The organism is Limnohabitans sp. Bal53 (assembly GCF_003063355.1).
GTDB lineage: Bacteria > Pseudomonadota > Gammaproteobacteria > Burkholderiales > Burkholderiaceae_C > Limnohabitans_A.
This window is the reverse complement of the sequence record NZ_NESH01000002.1, coordinates 743,960-761,128: the sequence shown is the minus strand read 5'-3', so window position 1 is coordinate 761,128 and position 17,169 is coordinate 743,960. Positions and strand designations below refer to the sequence as shown.

The following is a 17,169-nucleotide window of genomic DNA, read 5'->3' as shown; positions in this document are numbered from 1 at the left end:
ATTGCCGCACCCCATGAATACCCCTTTGCGTCTGTGGGTTGAAATTGCAGGTGCAGCATCCATGTGCTTTGAATTGACCTGAGGGACACAACATGTCTGGACATACACCTTTGCCGCCCACCCTGATTGAACTGCCCATGTTGCCGCTGCGCGACGTGGTGGTGTTCCCTCACATGGTGATTCCGCTGTTTGTGGGTCGTCCCAAAAGCATCAAGGCACTTGAGTCGGCCATGGCCGCTGAGCGTCGCATCATGCTGGTGGCCCAAAAGACAGCTGCCAAGGACGAGCCGGGCGTCGAAGACATGTTCGACGTGGGTTGTGTGTCCACCATTTTGCAAATGCTCAAGCTGCCCGACGGCACGGTGAAGGTGTTGGTTGAAGGCCAGCAACGTGCCTTGGTCAAGTCCATCGTGGACGGCGAAGCCCACTTTGTGGCCGCCGTCACCCCGGTGGACCCCGTTTCTGAGCAGTCCGATGACAGCAGCGAAATCGAGGCCCTGCGCCGCGCGGTGATGCAGCAGTTTGACCAATACGTCAAACTCAACAAGAAGATTCCACCCGAAATCCTGACGTCGATCTCCAGCATCGATGATCCCGGTCGCCTGGCCGACACGATCGCAGCCCACCTGCCGCTCAAGCTAGAAAACAAGCAACAGGTGCTGGATCTGGCCAACATCAAGTCGCGCCTTGAAAACCTGTTTGCCCAACTCGAGCACGAGGTCGACATCCTGAATGTGGACAAGCGCATCCGTGGCCGTGTCAAGCGCCAGATGGAAAAGAACCAGCGTGACTTCTACCTGAACGAGCAGGTCAAGGCCATCCAGAAAGAACTGGGCGATGGCGAAGAAGGCGCGGACATCGAGGAAATCGAAAAGAAGATCAAGGCCGCCAAGATGTCGGCCGAGGCCCGCAAAAAGGCCGAAGGCGAGTTGAAAAAGCTCAAACTCATGTCGCCCATGTCGGCAGAAGCCTCTGTGGTGAGAAATTACCTGGACGTGCTGATTGGCCTGCCTTGGGGCAAAAAGACCAAACTCAAGCACGATTTGGCCAACGCCGAAGATGTGCTCAACCACGACCACTTCGGCCTGGACAAGGTCAAAGACCGCATTCTGGAATACCTCGCGGTGCAGCAGCGCGTGGACAAGGTCAAGGCCCCCATCCTGTGTCTGGTCGGCCCACCCGGTGTGGGCAAGACATCGCTGGGTCAGTCGATTGCCAAAGCCACGGGTCGTAAATACGTGCGCATGGCCTTGGGCGGTATGCGTGACGAGGCTGAAATTCGCGGGCACCGCCGAACCTATATTGGCGCCTTGCCCGGCAAGGTGCTGCAAAACTTGAACAAAGTGGGCACCAAAAACCCGCTTTTCTTGCTCGACGAGATAGACAAGCTGGGAACTGATTTCCGAGGTGACCCATCGAGTGCCTTGCTGGAGGTGTTGGACCCTGAGCAAAACCATACCTTTGGTGACCACTACGTTGAGGTCGACTTTGACCTGAGCGATGTGATGTTCGTGGCCACATCCAACTCGATGAACATTCCCTCGGCCCTGTTGGACCGGATGGAAGTGATCCGTTTGTCTGGCTACACCGAAGACGAAAAAACCAGCATCGCCATGAAGTATTTGCTGCCCAAGCAAATGACCAATAACGGCGTGAAGGATTCGGAGCTGCAAGTGACCGAAGAGGCCGTGCGCGATGTGGTGCGTTATTACACCCGCGAAGCTGGTGTGCGGTCGTTGGAACGCGAGTTGGGCAAGATCTGCCGCAAGGTGGTCAAGGCTTTGTTGCTCAAACAAATGAAGCCACAGGTGGTGGTCAATGAGGACAACCTGAATGACTTTTTGGGTGTGCGCAAGTACACCTATGGCCGTGCTGAGCAAAAGAACCAGGTGGGTCAGGTGGTTGGATTGGCCTGGACCGAAGTGGGCGGCGATTTGCTGACCATCGAAGCAGCACTGATGCCCGGCAAAGGCGTGATCACCCGCACCGGCTCGCTGGGCGATGTGATGAAGGAATCTGTGGAGGCCGCCCGCACTGTGGTGCGCAGCCGCTCGCGCCTCTTGGGCATCAAGGACGAAGTCTTTGAAAAGAAAGACCTGCACATCCACGTGCCCGACGGTGCCACGCCCAAGGATGGCCCCAGCGCAGGTGCTGCGATGACTACGGCCATGGTGTCTGCCATGACGGGTATTCCGGTGCGCGCCGATGTGGCCATGACGGGTGAAATCACTCTGCGCGGTGAAGTCACCGCCATCGGCGGTCTGAAGGAAAAGTTGCTGGCCGCATTGCGCGGTGGCATCAAGACGGTGCTGATTCCCGAGGACAACGTCAAAGACCTGCAAGACATTCCGGGCAATGTCAAAAACGGCCTGGAAATTGTGCCCGTCAAGTGGATCGACCAGGTGCTGGAGGTGGCTTTGGAAGCCAAGCCAACGCCCTTGAGCGATGAAGAGGTGGCTGCAGCTGCCTTGACCGCAGTGCCTGCAACGGCCAAAGCCGAGGCGGTGAAACATTGATGCAAAATTTTCAGGTTGACCTCTAAGTCAGCCTGAAATTGAATTACAATTTGACCATTGCAACGAACAAGTCATACAATGCCAAGTTCATTGAAATACGCGGGAATAGCTCAGTTGGTAGAGCGCAACCTTGCCAAGGTTGAGGTCGCGAGTTCGAGCCTCGTTTCCCGCTCCAAATTTCCGAAAGAAGTGCCAACATCTTTCGTTCAGTTCTCATTTTGCGGGAATAGCTCAGTTGGTAGAGCGCAACCTTGCCAAGGTTGAGGTCGCGAGTTCGAGCCTCGTTTCCCGCTCCAGACATTTGAAAGAAAACCCTTCTTTCAGCGAATTGTTCATCTGATGATGCACATGTTCGTCAACCCAGGTTATGGCGCGATAGCAAAGCGGTTATGCAACGGATTGCAAATCCGTCGAGCCCAGTTCGACTCTGGGTCGCGCCTCCAAACAAAAATACCCCCGCGCTCAAAAGCCCGGGGGTATTTTTTTAATTGGCCCTGGCCACCCACACGGTGGCGCCTTCTGGCCCGTACAGCTCGGCATGGGGCACATTGCGGGCCAGGCGAAAGAAGTCACCCGTGCGCAGGTGTTTCACCTCTTCGCCCAAAGTCAGCCAGTACTCCCCACGCGCCACATAGGCGCTGACATCAAAAGGGTGGGTGTGCGTGTCGAGCTTCAGTCCTGCATCCCATTCGCGCACGAGGATTTCATCAAAGCCCTCGTCCATGGATTGGGCGGTGAAACTTTCGAGCGTGGGCGTGGTGGTCATGGCTGGGCCTTGGGTCAAGTCAGAATGCAGGGCTTGGATGGGTTCGATGGTCAGTTCAGGCTTTGTACCAGTCCTTCACGGCTGCCACATAGCGCGCTACACCTTCGGCCACGGTGGCGGCGTCCAGCGCGCCATAGGACAGGCGCTGGTAATTGGCACTGGCCGTGTCGCTCAGGCCAAAGGCAAAGCCGGGCAGGGTGGCCACCCGGTGTTTTTCGGTCATGGCACGGTTGAAGGCCATGGGGTCCGACACACCGGGCAATTTCATCAACACATAAAAAGCGCCTTGGGTGTGCGGAAACTCGACCAGATCGCCCAGGCCTTGCAGCGCCTGGTTGACCTGTGCCCGCACTTGCGCCAGGGCCTGGACTTTGGGTTGAACCCATTCGCGTCCCAGCTGCAGGGCTTGCAGCGCCAGCAATTGAGAGGCCACGGGGGCACAGATCAGGTTGGTGTCTTGCACCTTGTTCATGGCCCCAAACAGGTCGGCCGGGAACACCACATAACCCACGCGCCAGCTGGCCATGCCAAAGTTTTTGGACATGGAATAAAAAGACAAGGTGTGGTTTTGTGCGCCCGGAATCGATGCCGGCGAGAAGTGCCGGGCCCCGTCGTAGGTGAAGTATTCGTAGGCCTCGTCGCTGAAGTGGTAAATGCCTGCACGGGCACACAAGGCGTTCACTGCCCGCAGGCTGTCTTCGCTGTACACGGCCCCTGTGGGGTTGTTGGGCGAGACGGTGACGATGGCGCGGGTGCGGGGGGTGATGGCCGCGGCCAGCGCATCGACATCCAGGCTCCAGTCACTGTGGGTGGGCACGGGCACAGGAATGCAGCCGCACATGCGAATCGCCATTTCCTGGTTGAAGTAAAACGGCATGGGCAAGATGAATTCGTCGCCCGGATCGGCCACAGCCAGCACGCAGTTGAGAAAGGCCATGTTGCTGCCCGCCGTGACCATCACGATCGACTCTGTGCCGCAATGGATGTGGTTGTCATCTGCCAGTTTTTGCCGAAAGCGGTCCACCAAGGGGGCGATGCCGCCCACGGCTTGGTATTTGTTCAGCTGGGCATCGGCCATGAGTTTGGGTAACTCGGCCACGGCTTGCGCTGGCGGGCCGTAGTTCACGACGCCCTGACCCAGAGAGATGGTGCCGGGGTTCTCGCGAACCAGCTTGGCGATGGTGGGGATGATGGGACTGTCCACCGCATCCATGCGGGCAGATTGGCGCTTCATGGGGGGCTCCGTAGCTGGGGGCTTGAACAGTCGATCACTTGCCGTTGATGGCCAGCAACTCAACTTCGAACAGCAAAGTGGCTTTGGGTGGAATCACGCCACCCGCGCCACGGTCGCCATAAGCGGTGGCTGGCGGGCAAGTGAGCTTGGCCTTGCCGCCCACCTTCATCAGCTGCACGCCCTCTGTCCAGCAGGGGATGACGCGGCTCAAGGGGAATTCGATGGCTTCGTTGCGTTTGTAGGAGCTGTCGAACTCTTTGCCATCGGGCAAGGTGCCCCGGTAATGGACCTTGACTTTGTCCGAAGCCTTGGGGCTGGCACCAGTGCCGTCTTTGAGGGAGCGGTAAACCATGCCCGAGGCCGTGACTTGCGCGCCTGGCTCCTGGGCCGCAGCGGCCGTGACGGTGTTTTGGGCTCGGGCAGGTGTTGCGGCCAGCAAGCACAGTAACAAGGCGGCTGTGCTGAGATTCAAAGGTGTTTTCATGGGCTGATTTTTGTGCAAAAGGGGGTGCAGGGGCTTCACGTTGGGGACAAGCCATTATCCAAAATTGGCGTTCTGTGCCAGTTGGCCCAAGCGGGTGCTGATGCGGTAGAACTCGGCCACGGTTTGGTCGATGATCTGTCCGGCCGTCAAGACTTCGTGGACCAAACCGGCAGATTGACCTGCCAAGGCGGGCGCGGCGTTCATGTTGCCTCCGAAATATACGTCCTGAATGCCTCGGAATGCATCGGGCCCCATCAGGCCCGCCTCGTGCAGGCTTTGGGTGAATGGGGCTTTGAGCGCGCGGATGCAAGGTGAGGACTTGGTGTTGAGCATGTAAGTGCCGGTGGTGGGCGCGTCCACAATGGCCTGTTTGTAATGGGTGTGCACCGGGCTTTCGGCGCAGGCCACAAACCGTGTCCCCATCTGAACCGCTTCGGCGCCCAAGGCAAAAGCCGCCGCCATGCCGCGCCCGTCGACGATGCCGCCTGCAGCGATCAAGGGTAAATCTGTTTTTTCTCGGATGGCCTGCAGCAGCACCAGGGTGCTGACTTCTTCCGGGTTCTTGAAACCACCGCCCTCCGAGCCCTCCACCACCAGGCCATCGACACCGGCATCTGCACATTTGAGGGCGGCGTCCAGCGTGGGCACGGCGTGGTAAACCGCGATGCCCGCCGCCTTCAGGGGCGCGACAAATTTGGCCGGGCTGCCCGCCGAGGTGGTGACAAATCGGATGCCCGAGTCGCAGACGTATCGCAGCATGGCATCGTCTTTCAAAAAACGGATGGGCAAATTCACACCAAAAGGCAGGCCCGAGGCCAACATGGCTGCGATTTCACGTTGGCAGTTTTCGGTCTCGCCCGACGAGGTCTCGATGATGCCCAGTCCGCCTGCACGCGAGACGGCCATCGCCAAAGGGCTGCGAGCGATCCAGCCCATGGGGGCTTGCAAGATGGGGTAGCGGGCTCCGGTGTGGGCCAAAACGCGGTTCATGGTGGGGCCTTGTGGGGTAAATGAAGCATCTTACGTGTCGTCCACCGCCAAGGCAGTCGCACACTGGTCGCCAAACTAAGGCCAGCAGCGGTGTCAAGCGTGTGATGTTGCTTAAACTCGCGAATCCAACAGGAGATGCACATCATGGCTTTGACGCTTTTTGCTTTTGACACCCCCAACGCACGCAAGATCACCGTGGCGCTGGAGGAAATGGGTTTGCCCTATGCGGTGCAGGTGGTGGACATCAACCTCAAAGAGCAATTCGATCCAGCTTTTTTGAAAATCAGTCCGAACAACAAGATCCCGGCTTTGGTCGATACCGATGGGCCCGATGGGCAGACGCAAACGGTGTTCGAGTCCGGTGCCATCCTGATTTATCTGGCCGAAAAAACAGGAAAATTCCTGCCCGCCCGGGGCGCTGGCCGGGTGGCTGCGCTGGAGTGGCTGATGTTTCAGGTGGGCGGATTTGGCCCCGCCCCAGGCCAGGTGCACCACTACGCGGCCTTGAGCCACGAGGCCGACAAACGCTACGGTTTTGAGCGCTTCATGGCCGAGACCTTGCGCCTGTATGGCGTGATGGACCGGCGCCTGGCCGAGCACGCGCATTTCGCTGGGGACTTGTCGATTGCCGACTTTGCCATTTTGGGCTGGGTCTGGCGGCATCCGCGCCATCAAGTGGATTTGCAGCAGTTTCCCCATGTGCAGCGCTGGTACAACGCCATGATGGCCCGGCCAGCGGTGCAAAAAGGCTTTGCTGTGGCGCTGCGCCGGGACTGATTGGGCCCGTCTCTGGAGCCCGAACAGATGCAACACAAGGCGCGCCAAAACGCCAGGGGCAGGGCATTGAAAGTGGTCAAGTTCTCCGAAAACCTATCGTCTTGCAGGACTCAAGGCCCGAACAGGGCCTTTCTTGTGGCTTAATATCGTTTTGCATTTTTTATCCGGAGCCACAGATGGGCAACAAAATCGTCACCGAAGCAGATCGTAAATTCACCCCCCCACTGCCCGCATTGCCAGGCGTGACCCTGCGCACAGGCGGCCGTGGCCAGCGCGTGAGCTTGGAGCGCGGTGTTGCGACTCGCAGCAAGAAAAACCCTGGCAAGCGCTCCAAAAAGGGCGGTTGAACCCGGTGCGCCCGGCCATGGCCGGGCCAGTGCCGAGCCACTGATGAACTCAGTGGCTTTTTTTTTCGATTTTTGTGGGGCCTGTCCAACGTGGGCCGCTGATCCAGGAGGTCTGAATGTTGATTTCTTATGGCGCCGTGTTGGTTGCGGGCATCATGCCCGTGGTGTGTGCGGGCATCGCCAAGTCGGGCTTTAAGGGCTACGACAACAGCGACCCCCGTGCCTGGTTGGCCAGCCAAACCGGGTTCCGTGCACGGGCCAATGCCGCGCAGGACAATTGCTTTGAGGCTTTTCCCTTTTTTGCGGTGGGCGTCATTTTGGCCTTGCTCACCGGCGTCGACCCGGCCACTGTGGATGCGCTGGCCTTGTTTTTCATTGCAGCGCGGGTGGCCTATGTTTTTTTCTACGTCACCAACAAAGCCAAGTGGCGCACCATGGTCTGGTCGGCGGCTTACCTCACGGTGGTGGCCCTGTTTGCGCTGGCCATGCTGAATTTGCAGATCCATTGAAGCAGAAACAGTGCTTTATCAAGGCACAATAAGCGCTCTGCCCCGGTGGTGAAACTGGTAGACACACCGGACTTAAAATCCGTTGCTTCGTTCATAGCGGGCGTACCGGTTCGATTCCGGTTCGGGGCACCATTTCAGGAATACATCATCATGAACCACGACAACGCACCGCTTGAGATTCACGTGCATGGTGATGTGCCGATCAAACCCGGCACCGACATCAAGGCGATTCAGGAAGCGCTCAAACCCCTTTGGCATTACGCAGGGGCGCGTTCTTTGCATGAAGGCGCTGTGAGCCTTTACGAAGAGGAGCCGGGTATCCGTTTTGACACCAGTACCCAACGCCTGAACATGTGCTGGACCGTGCGCGGCGACGAGGATTTCCGCATGGTCATGGACGACCTGTGCATGAACCTCAATGATCTGTCTTCTGCAGGCACTCAGATCGAGGTGACCTTTTACGACACCGAGTTTGACGACGAGGACGAGGCCCGTGGCGGTGAGTCGCGCGACGATTTCGTGATGTTGTTTGTGGGGCCTGATCCAGGCGCCATCATGCAGGCCCAGCGCGATTTGCTGGTGCACGATGTGGTCAACATGATGGAGCGCCACTTTGATGGGGCGGAGCTGTCGGGCGTGGTGACTGAGATCGACAAGCTGTTCAGCCAGCGCTTTGACAGCTTGGTGAGCTCTTTGGACATTGGCAAACCGCCACGCGGCCCAGGTGGCGGTAATGGCCACGGCGGCGGCGGTCGCCGCCCGCGTCATCTGCACTGATCGGCCCACCGCATGAACGCCCAAGGCATTCGTTTGGCGCTCAATCCGGGTGTGCGTTTACGCGAGGTCTTTGGCTGGGCGATGTACGACTTCGCCAACTCGGGTTATTCCACGGTGGTCATCACGGCGGTGTTTGCTGCCTATTTTGTCGGTGGTGTGGCCGACGGGGCCGATTGGGCCACCTTGGCCTGGACATCGGGGCTGAGCCTGTCCTATTTGATTGTGATGCTGACCATGCCGGGGCTGGGTGCCTGGGCCGACCGGGTGGCGGGCAAAAAACGCATGCTCATGTGGGTCACGCTCGGGTGCGTGATCAGCACGGCGGCCTTGTCGCTGGTGGGGCCGGGCCAGGTGGCACTGGGCTTGTTCATCCTGGTGCTGTCCAACACTTTCTTTTCGTATGGCGAGTCGCTCACGGCCTCGTTTTTGCCAGAGCTGGCCAGGCCTGAGGCCATGGGCCGCGTCAGCGGCTGGGGTTGGTCGCTGGGTTACATCGGGGGCATGCTGACCTTGGGCGTTTGCTTGGCCTATGTGTTGGCTGCGCAGGCGCGTGGTGAGTCGGGCAGCCAGTTCGTGCCGGTGACCATGTGGATCACAGCGGCCGTTTATGGCGCTGCGGCTTTGGTGACCTTTGCCCTGCTGCGCGAGCACTCACCGCCGCAACCGAATGCGCCGGTGGTCACCGTGGTGCAAAGTCTGCGAGGCTTGCGCCAGACCTTGCGCGAGGCGATGCCATACCCAGACTTCACCCGTTTGCTCGCGTGTGCGGTGGCCTACCAAGGCGGGGTGGCAGTGGCGATCACCTTGGCGGCCATTTATGCCGAGCAGGTCATTGGCTTTCAGCCGCAAGAGACCATGGTGCTTATCTTTGTGCTCAACATCGCCGCTTTTGCTGGGGCCTTGCTGCTGGGGCATGTACAAGACCGCATTGGGCACAAGCTGACGCTGGCGTTGACCCTGGTGGGTTGGGTGGCGACGTGCTTTATTGCGGCGCTGTCCACCGACAAGGCCATGTTCTGGTGGGCGGCGGCCATTGCCGGTTTTTGCATGGGCTCGAGCCAGTCTTCCGGTCGGGCCATGGCGGGTTTGATGGTGCCGCCGCAGCGGCTGGGCCAGTTTTTTGGTCTGTGGACCTTCGCCATCCGTCTGGCCAGTATTTTGGGACCCCTGACCTACGGTCTGATCACTTGGCTGAGTGATGGTAACCAGCGCTTGGCGATTGGCTCGACCTCTTTGTTGTTTGTGCTGGGCCTGGTGTTGTTGATGCCTGTGAACGTGGAGCGTGGCCGTTTGGCGGCGCAATCCTGAGGGTTCAGGGGTCATTGACGCTTAGGCGTGTGCCTCGTGGGCGATGGGCGTGGCACACGCCCTGGGGTGGCCCATCGCGAGCTTCAGCCTAACGAGGCAGGAACAGTCTCACAGACCTCGGGGTGCAAGCCCAGCCAGCGCTGGGCCGCGGCTTGCAAGCCTTGCAAGTCGCCCGTGGTCAACAAGCGCATGGGCTGCGCAGTCATGTCTGTCATTTCAGGTTTGAGCAATACAGCCGCCGCCAGCAAGCGGTGCGTTTGACGCGCCACGGGTTCACCCGTCGATACCAGTTGCACATGGGGCCCCAACAACTGGCGCAAATCGTTTTCAACGAACACATAGTGGGTGCAACCCAGCACCAAGGTGTCGATGTCGCCCGTTGCGCAGCCAAAGCGCCCCATGGCCTGGATGTAGGTCTGCAGCAAGTGCGCGATTTGCGCTTGCGCAGCCTCGGCTTGATCGGGCAGGGTGCTTTGTTCGATGGCCAGGGCCAGGCCGTTGCAAGCCTGCACCTCAAAATGTGCCTCGGTTTGCACGCTGGCCAAGAGGCGGGCGAATTTGTCACTGGCCACCGTGCCCCGGGTGGCCATCACCCCGATGCGCCGGGTACGACTCAGAGCCAAGGCCGGTTTGAGCGCGGGCTCCAGCCCGACCAGCGGCAGTGCAGGGTGCCGTGCACGCAACTCATGAATGGCCGCTGCGGTGGCGGTGTTGCAGGCCACGACCAGGGCTTTGATGTGGTGCTGCCCCAGCAGGTAATCGGCAATCGCGTGGGTACGCTCGCGGATGAAGGCTTCGCTTTTTTCGCCATAGGGCGCGTGGGCGTTGTCGGCCAGGTACACAAAGCGCTCGTGCGGCAGCTCTTTTTGCAAGGCCTGCAGCACGCTCAGGCCACCAATGCCGCTGTCAAAGACCCCGATGGGCATCGAGGCGTTCATCGGGCAGATGGTTGCATCACAGTGAGCCATGGATCGCTTCGTGCCTTGCGATGGCGGCTTGGCCCGCATTGACGGTTTAACCGGCGTTGACGCCAATGCCCTTGAACTCGCCAGTGGCGATGCGCTTTTGCCACTCGGCGGGGCCGGTGGTGTGGGCGCTGGTGCCACCCGCGTCCACCGCCACCGTGACGGGCATGTCCACCACGTCGAATTCGTAAATGGCTTCCATGCCCATGTCGGCAAAGCCCACCACTTGGGCGTGTTTGATGGCCTTGGACACGAGATAAGCCGCGCCGCCCACGGCCATCAGGTAAGCGCTCTTGTGCTTTTTGATGGCTTCAATGGCGACCGGGCCGCGCTCGGCCTTGCCGATCATGGCGATCAGGCCGGTTTGGGCCAGCATCATTTCGGTGAAGCCGTCCATGCGGGTGGCGGTGGTGGGGCCGGCGGGGCCCACGGCCTCGTCACCGACGGGGTCCACCGGGCCGACGTAGTAAATGACGCGGTTGGTGAAGTCCACGGGCAGCTTCTCGCCTTTGGCCAACATGTCCTGGATGCGCTTGTGCGCGGCGTCGCGGCCCGTCAGCATCTTGCCGTTGAGCAAGAGCGTTTGGCCGGGTTTCCAAGCGGCGACTTGCTCAGGTGTCAGGGTGTTCAGGTCCACACGCTGGCTCTTTTCGGTGTCGGCCGTCCAGCCCACGTTGGGCCACAGGTCCAGCGAAGGCGCTTCCAAATACGTGGGGCCAGAGCCGTCGAGCACGAAGTGAGCGTGCCGCGTGGCGGCGCAGTTGGGGATCATGGCCACGGGCTTGGAGGCCGCGTGCGTGGGGTACATCTTGATCTTGATGTCCAGCACGGTGGTCAGACCGCCCAGGCCTTGCGCGCCAATGCCCAAGGCGTTGACCTTGTGGTAGAGCTCCAGGCGCATCTCTTCGACCTGGTCGAGCTTCTCGCCTTGGCTGGATTTTTCGAGCAACTGGTACATGTCCAGGTCGTCCATCAGGCTTTCTTTGGCCAAGAGCACGGCTTTTTCGGCGGTGCCGCCAATGCCGATGCCCAGCATGCCGGGTGGGCACCAGCCCGCGCCCATGGTGGGCACGGTTTTGAGCACCCAGTCGACGATGCTGTCGCCGGGGTTGAGCATGATCATCTTGGACTTGTTCTCGCTGCCGCCGCCTTTGGCCGCCACGGTCACATCCACTTTGTTGCCGGGCACGATCTTGGTGAAGATCACGGCGGGGGTGTTGTCCTTGGTGTTCTTGCGGTTGAAGTGTGGGTCAGAGACCACGGAGGCGCGCAGCATGTTGTCCGACTGGTTGTAGCCACGGCGCACACCTTCGTTGATGGCGTCTTCCAGGCTGCCGGTGAAACCGTCAAATTTCACGTCCATGCCAACTTCCAGAAAGACGTTGACGATGCCGGTGTCTTGGCACAGCGGACGGTGGCCGATGGCGCTCATCTTGCTGTTGGTCAGGATCTGCGCAATCGCGTCCTTGGCGGCTGGGCTTTGCTCGCGGGCGTAGGCGCTGGCCAGGTGCGAGATGAAGTCGGCCGGGTGGTAGTAGCTGATGTACTGCAGTGCGGCGGCGACGGATTCGATCAGGTCGTCTTGTTGGATCAGGGTGGTCATGGTCGGGGACTCCGTTGGTGGATCAGTGGTGGGCGCTGTCTTGGGTGTGCGACATCAGGCGGTCGGCCAAAGCGATGGCCAGAGCGCTGAACAGGAAGGTGATGTGGATCACGGTTTGCCAAATCAGGACTTTTTCGTCGTAGTTGGCTGCGTTGATGAAGGTCTTGAGCAGGTGGATCGAGCTGATGCCGATGATGGCCGTGGCCAGTTTGACCTTGAGCACCGAGGCGTTGACATGGCTGAGCCACTCGGGTTGATCGGGGTGCTCTTCCAAATTCATGCGCGAGACAAAAGTCTCGTAGCCACCCACGATCACCATGATCAGCAGGTTGGAGATCATGACCACATCGATCAGACCCAACACCACCAGCATGATGATGGCTTCGTTCAGTGATGTGATGGCCACATCGGACTTGTAGCCGATGCTGGTGATCAGGGCTTGCAAGGCGGTCTGGCTGCCGAAGACGGCCTCGAGCAAGTGCACCAACTCGACCCAGAAATGGAAGACGTAAACGACTTGTGCAGCGATCAGGCCCAGATACAGGGGCAATTGCAACCAACGGCTGGCAAAAATGAAATTGGGCAAGGGACGCAAAGTGGTCTTTCGGCGAGGTGGGGGAGAGGTCATGTTGGATCCTTGGGCAGACGGTGCTTCGGGCAAACCCGGATTTTAGGGGGTGCGAGACACGGTGCCGGACACGTTTTGCAGGAAGGCCGTGCAAGACTGGCGTCAGTCAGTGGTTTGTAAGAGCGAAAGCCGACATTTGCACCAGTTTCAAAAATTGTCATGTCATTGAGGAGACAAATCTGATGAGTTCCACCCTTTATCAACCCAGCGCCGACTTCGTGAAAAACGCCCATGTGTCCGGCATGGCAGCGTACGAAGCGCTGTGCAAGGAAGCCGAAACCGATTACGAAGGCTATTGGGCCCGCTTGGCCAAAGAGCTGATCACTTGGAAAACTCCCTTCACCAAGGTGCTGGACGAGTCCAACGCGCCTTTCTTCAAGTGGTTTGAAGACGGCACCCTGAACGCCTCTTACAACTGCTTGGACCGCAACGTCGAAAAAGGCTTGGGCGACAAAACCGCCATCATCTTCGAAGCCGACGGCGGCGAAGTGACCAAAGTCACTTACAGCCAACTGCTGGCCAAGACCTGCCAATACGCCAACGCCTTGAAGAGCCTGGGCATCAAAAAGGGTGACCGCGTGGTCATCTACATCTCCATGTCCATCGAAGGTGTGGCCGCCATGCAGGCTTGCGCCCGTATCGGCGCCACGCACTCGGTCGTGTTCGGAGGTTTCTCGGCCCAGTCGCTGCGTGACCGCATCGAAGACACAGGTGCTGTCGCCGTCATCACCGCCGACAACCAAGTGCGCGGTGGCAAGCTGCTGCCCCTCAAAGCCATCGTGGACGACGCCATCAATTTGGGCGGTTGTGGCTCCATCCAAAATGTCTTGGTCGTCAAGCGCTCGGGCGCGGACATCGCCATGACCGCTGGCCGCGACCAGTGGATGGCCGACTTGGCCGACACACAAGCCACCACCTGCGAGCCTGAGTGGGTCAGTGCCGAGCACCCCCTGTTCTTGCTCTACACCTCAGGCTCCACTGGCAAACCCAAAGGCGTTCAGCACAGCACCGGCGGCTATTTGCTGCACGCCGCACTGACCACCAAGTGGACCTTCGACCTGAAGGCCGACGATGTGTTCTGGTGCACGGCCGACATCGGCTGGGTCACCGGCCACACCTACATCACCTACGGCCCTCTGGCCCTGGGCGGCACCGAGATCGTGTTCGAGGGCGTGCCCACCTACCCCGACGCAGGCCGCTTCTGGAAGATGATCCAAGACCACAAGGTCTCGATCTTCTACACCGCGCCCACCGCCATTCGCTCGCTCATCAAAGCCGCCGAAGCCAACGACGCCGTGCACCCCAAGAGCTACAACTTGAGCAGCCTGCGCTTGCTGGGCTCGGTCGGCGAGCCGATCAACCCCGCCGCTTGGGAGTGGTACCACCAGCACGTCGGTGGCGGCAATTGCCCCATCGTCGACACCTTCTGGCAGACCGAAACCGGTGGCCACATGATCACGCCGCTGCCTGGTGCCACACCCATGGTGCCCGGTTCTTGCACACTGCCTTTCCCCGGCATCCAGTTCGCGGTTGTTGACGAAGTGGGCAACGATATCCCCTGGGGCACAGGCGGCATCCTTGTGTGCAAGAAGCCTTGGCCGTCCATGATCCGCACCATCTGGGGTGACAACGAGCGTTTCAAGAAGTCTTATTACCCTGAAGACTTCAAGGGCAAGTACTACCTGGCGGGTGACGGCGCGATCCGCGACGAGAAGACCGGTTACTTCACCATCACAGGCCGCATCGACGACGTGTTGAACGTCTCGGGTCACCGCATGGGCACCATGGAAATCGAATCGGCTTTGGTCAGTTGCACCGAGTTGGTCGCCGAGGCCGCCGTGGTGGGCCGTCCTGACGACACCACCGGTGAGGCCATTTGCGCCTTCGTGGTGCTCAAGCGCTCGCTGCCCAACACCGACGAAGGCAAAGCCATCGCCAAGCAGTTGCGCGACCACATCGCCAAAGAAATTGGCCCGATCGCCAAGCCCAAAGACATTCGCTTTGGCGAAAACTTGCCCAAGACCCGTTCGGGCAAGATCATGCGCCGCTTGCTGCGTTCCTTGGCCAAAGGCGAAGAAATCACACAAGACATCTCCACCTTGGAAAACCCGGCCATTCTGGGTCAGCTGGGTCAGGCTTACTGATTTTTGGATCAGCCGGCACGGTCCGGCACCACTTCCCCTGCGCAATGCAGGGGCCATGCCAGTCAGCCACGCGCCGACTGGCATTTTTTTTGGCCATCAGCCAGGCCCTCGAGCGTGCGCAAGGCCTACACACGCGGGGCCTGCCTTCCTGAAGGCGAGACTGCCTCGTGGTGTCTCTTTCTGATTCCTTCGTCCTTTTTTGCCCGTGCGGGTGTGGTCGCTCTGACCATTCAGGCCGAGTCCAGTGTGCCCGGTTGGCCTCATGCCAGCGCTTGTGAATGTCCCCAGAGAGAGGGCTTTGCAGTGGTATGTTTGGTTATTTAATGAATATTAAAGTACTAATTGTAACAATTGTTGGTTGTTAACCGTTAGATTTGTCAATGTCTTATTAAATAGTTAAAATTGAAAAATAAACGCGACCCTAAATACATTAATTGATTACCCAATTGGGGTACTCCTATGGTCGTTTGTTGATGAAAAGTGGCCTTGTCTGGGCCCAAAACACAAAGGTTGTAATGAAACTGGGTAAAGGGGTGCCGTCTGTTTGGCCGGGCTATGTGGCCGCAGTCGCAAGCTTGGTGCTGAGCTTGCTGCTGTTGCTGGCTATCTTGGTCTTTGCCATGACGCAAATTGAAAATTTGGTGGCTCGCTACGAGCAACAGCTTTTGCGCGCCAGTTTGGAGCAAGAGGTGGACGCCAGCAAAAAGGATGAGCTCAGAGCGCCCACACCCACTGTGCCTGCGCCTGCGCCTGCGCCGGTGTTACCCAAGCCCACGGCTGAAAAGCCGCAGGCCAAGGACAGGGTTGAGGCCAAAACATCCAAAACCGATGCAACGCTGCCCGATCAAATTCGCTTGATCTTTGAGGCGGGTGTGGGTGACTTGTCGCCAGAAGCGGCGCAAGAGTTGGCCACGTTGATGGCGCGCTTGAAATCGGACAAGCCGCTGTATTGGGTCATTCAAGCCTCCACCGTTGCTGCCGACCCGGTCATGGAAAAAACAAGTTACCGCTTGATCATGAAGGTCAACCAACTGTTGCGTCAGCAAGGCGTGGATGAAAAACGCATCCAAGTGAGACTGCAAAAGTCCAATGTACCGCCCAGGGGATACGCAGACGGAGAAATCGTGGTCACGCTCGAGTGGCACCAGCGCGAACCCCAGTTCAAAGGGCAGCCATGAGTTCAGCCCTGAAAGAAGAGACCAACTATTGGCCGGGCTATGTCGATGCCCTGATCAATGTTTTGCTCAATTTGTTGTTTCTGGTGGGCATTTTCACCGTGGGTCTGGTCACCCTGAATTCGCAGGCCTTGATCTTGCAAAAGGCCGCAGCCCAATTGCAGGTCACAGAAATGCTGGAGGGCAGCAGTGGACAGCAGCGGCAAGACAAGGCGCAGCAAATTTTGTTGGACATGACGCCCAAGACCAGCCCCTCACCCAAACCGGAATCAGGCACCCAGACGCCAGCTGGCCCAGCCAGCGAATTGCCAGAGCCAGACCTGCGTCTTGAGCCAGCGCCGATGCCGCCTCGTGTTGCGGAAATCCGCATCAAGCGCCCCCAGGTTGTGGCTGCATCGCAGCCCGAGCGCGCGCTCCCAGCCGCTTCACCCGAGGCTGAGGGCGCAGCGACAACGCAGCAACGGCTGAATCTGGCGCTGGGCGGGACGGTGGTGACGCAGTTTGCCTTTGGCATCAATGAATATGACTTGCCACCCAACGCAGCCGTATTGCCTGCTTGGCCATGGCCGCAAGGGGTGAGCTATCAGCTCATCGCCCTGGCCGAGTCGGGCAACCAGCGCTTGTCCAGAGAAGCGTTTTTCAGAGTGATGTCGGTGCGTACAGCGCTGTCCCAAAAAATGCCGCAGTTGGGGCCATTGCAAGTGCGCATCCTGCCCCCGCCGCCTGACATGACCGCCCAAGACGAGTGGATGAGAACCGTATTTTTAGTGGCCAAACCTCAATAACGACCCCCAATGAATCAGTGGAATGTGAACATGAAAAAGCAAGACAAGATGAACCAATTGACAGCGGGCTGTTGTTTTATTTTGAAAACTGAGCCACTCTGATAAACATTCACGAGCAAGTTTGAGCCACGTTCCACATATCCTGCTAATTATTTGGGCAG

16 protein-coding genes and 4 tRNA genes are annotated in these 17,169 nt (G+C 59.0%); 13 read left to right on the top strand and 7 right to left on the bottom strand.

What is annotated here, in order from left to right:
* Positions 1-92: 92 nt before the first annotated feature.
* From lon to B9Z50_RS08480, 4 genes are all read left to right on the top strand, one after another.
* Positions 93-2,516 carry an endopeptidase La gene (gene lon, locus B9Z50_RS08495; RefSeq protein ID WP_108363209.1) on the top strand — a complete coding sequence of 808 codons (2,424 nt, stop codon included), beginning with the start codon at positions 93-95 and terminating at the stop codon, positions 2,514-2,516.
* A 99-nt stretch (positions 2,517-2,615) separates the two neighbouring features.
* A tRNA-Gly gene (locus B9Z50_RS08490) sits at positions 2,616-2,691 on the top strand.
* A 45-nt stretch (positions 2,692-2,736) separates the two neighbouring features.
* A tRNA-Gly gene (locus tag B9Z50_RS08485) sits at positions 2,737-2,812 on the top strand.
* A gap of 73 nt (positions 2,813-2,885) precedes the next feature.
* Positions 2,886-2,959 (top strand) — tRNA-Cys (locus B9Z50_RS08480).
* A 41-nt stretch (positions 2,960-3,000) separates the two neighbouring features.
* Here the strand turns inward: B9Z50_RS08480 and B9Z50_RS08475 are convergent.
* The 4 genes from B9Z50_RS08475 to B9Z50_RS08460 are packed head-to-tail and all read right to left on the bottom strand — an operon-like array spanning position 3,001 to position 5,990.
* Positions 3,001-3,282, bottom strand: a complete 282-nt coding sequence (locus B9Z50_RS08475; RefSeq protein ID WP_108363207.1) for a cupin domain-containing protein — start codon at positions 3,280-3,282, stop codon at positions 3,001-3,003.
* Positions 3,283-3,337: 55 nt separating this feature from the next.
* Positions 3,338-4,516, bottom strand: coding sequence for a pyridoxal phosphate-dependent aminotransferase (locus B9Z50_RS08470; RefSeq protein ID WP_108363205.1), 1,179 nt, complete (start codon positions 4,514-4,516; stop codon positions 3,338-3,340).
* Positions 4,517-4,550: 34 nt separating this feature from the next.
* Positions 4,551-5,000: an FKBP-type peptidyl-prolyl cis-trans isomerase gene (locus B9Z50_RS08465; RefSeq protein WP_108363717.1), complete on the bottom strand. Its 450-nt coding sequence runs from the start codon at positions 4,998-5,000 to the stop codon at positions 4,551-4,553.
* A 54-nt stretch (positions 5,001-5,054) separates the two neighbouring features.
* On the bottom strand, positions 5,055-5,990 hold the full coding sequence (locus B9Z50_RS08460; protein ID WP_108363203.1) for a nitronate monooxygenase family protein: 936 nt from the start codon (positions 5,988-5,990) through the stop codon (positions 5,055-5,057).
* Between the two features lie 144 nt (positions 5,991-6,134).
* Between B9Z50_RS08460 and B9Z50_RS08455 the strand changes: the two genes are divergently transcribed.
* The 6 genes from B9Z50_RS08455 (at position 6,135) to B9Z50_RS08435 (ending at position 9,708) form a co-directional block, all read left to right on the top strand.
* Positions 6,135-6,767 carry a glutathione S-transferase family protein gene (locus tag B9Z50_RS08455; protein ID WP_108363715.1) on the top strand — a complete coding sequence of 211 codons (633 nt, stop codon included), beginning with the start codon at positions 6,135-6,137 and terminating at the stop codon, positions 6,765-6,767.
* A gap of 176 nt (positions 6,768-6,943) precedes the next feature.
* The gene (locus B9Z50_RS17745) at positions 6,944-7,114 is read left to right on the top strand and encodes a hypothetical protein (RefSeq protein WP_194944765.1); all 171 of its coding nucleotides are present in this window, start codon (positions 6,944-6,946) and stop codon (positions 7,112-7,114) included.
* Between the two features lie 116 nt (positions 7,115-7,230).
* Positions 7,231-7,623 carry an MAPEG family protein gene (locus tag B9Z50_RS08450; RefSeq protein WP_108363201.1) on the top strand — a complete coding sequence of 131 codons (393 nt, stop codon included), beginning with the start codon at positions 7,231-7,233 and terminating at the stop codon, positions 7,621-7,623.
* A gap of 39 nt (positions 7,624-7,662) precedes the next feature.
* Positions 7,663-7,755, top strand: a tRNA-Leu gene (locus tag B9Z50_RS08445).
* An 18-nt stretch (positions 7,756-7,773) separates the two neighbouring features.
* Positions 7,774-8,400, top strand: coding sequence for a DUF6806 family protein (locus tag B9Z50_RS08440; RefSeq protein ID WP_108363199.1), 627 nt, complete (start codon positions 7,774-7,776; stop codon positions 8,398-8,400).
* A gap of 12 nt (positions 8,401-8,412) precedes the next feature.
* Complete coding sequence (locus tag B9Z50_RS08435; RefSeq protein ID WP_108363197.1) at positions 8,413-9,708, top strand: MFS transporter; 1,296 nt, start codon at positions 8,413-8,415, stop codon at positions 9,706-9,708.
* An 83-nt stretch (positions 9,709-9,791) separates the two neighbouring features.
* Here B9Z50_RS08435 and murI read toward each other — a convergent pair whose 3' ends face one another.
* The 3 genes from murI to B9Z50_RS08420 form a co-directional block, all read right to left on the bottom strand.
* Positions 9,792-10,646, bottom strand: a complete 855-nt coding sequence (gene murI / locus B9Z50_RS08430; RefSeq protein ID WP_108363195.1) for a glutamate racemase — start codon at positions 10,644-10,646, stop codon at positions 9,792-9,794.
* A 76-nt stretch (positions 10,647-10,722) separates the two neighbouring features.
* Complete coding sequence (locus tag B9Z50_RS08425; protein WP_108363193.1) at positions 10,723-12,276, bottom strand: fumarate hydratase; 1,554 nt, start codon at positions 12,274-12,276, stop codon at positions 10,723-10,725.
* 22 nt (positions 12,277-12,298) lie between these two features.
* On the bottom strand, positions 12,299-12,904 hold the full coding sequence (locus B9Z50_RS08420; protein ID WP_108363191.1) for a TIGR00645 family protein: 606 nt from the start codon (positions 12,902-12,904) through the stop codon (positions 12,299-12,301).
* 182 nt (positions 12,905-13,086) lie between these two features.
* Here B9Z50_RS08420 and acs point away from each other — a divergent pair, with 182 nt between their 5' ends.
* From acs to B9Z50_RS08405, 3 genes are all read left to right on the top strand, one after another.
* Entirely contained in the window at positions 13,087-15,048 is a 1,962-nt protein-coding gene (gene acs, locus B9Z50_RS08415) for an acetate--CoA ligase (RefSeq protein WP_108363189.1), read from the top strand.
* A gap of 515 nt (positions 15,049-15,563) precedes the next feature.
* Positions 15,564-16,226: a hypothetical protein gene (locus B9Z50_RS08410; protein ID WP_108363187.1), complete on the top strand. Its 663-nt coding sequence runs from the start codon at positions 15,564-15,566 to the stop codon at positions 16,224-16,226.
* The gene (locus B9Z50_RS08405) at positions 16,223-17,008 is read left to right on the top strand and encodes a hypothetical protein (protein ID WP_108363185.1); all 786 of its coding nucleotides are present in this window, start codon (positions 16,223-16,225) and stop codon (positions 17,006-17,008) included. Before B9Z50_RS08410 ends, B9Z50_RS08405 begins: the two co-directional genes overlap by 4 nt.
* Positions 17,009-17,169 lie beyond the last annotated feature (161 nt).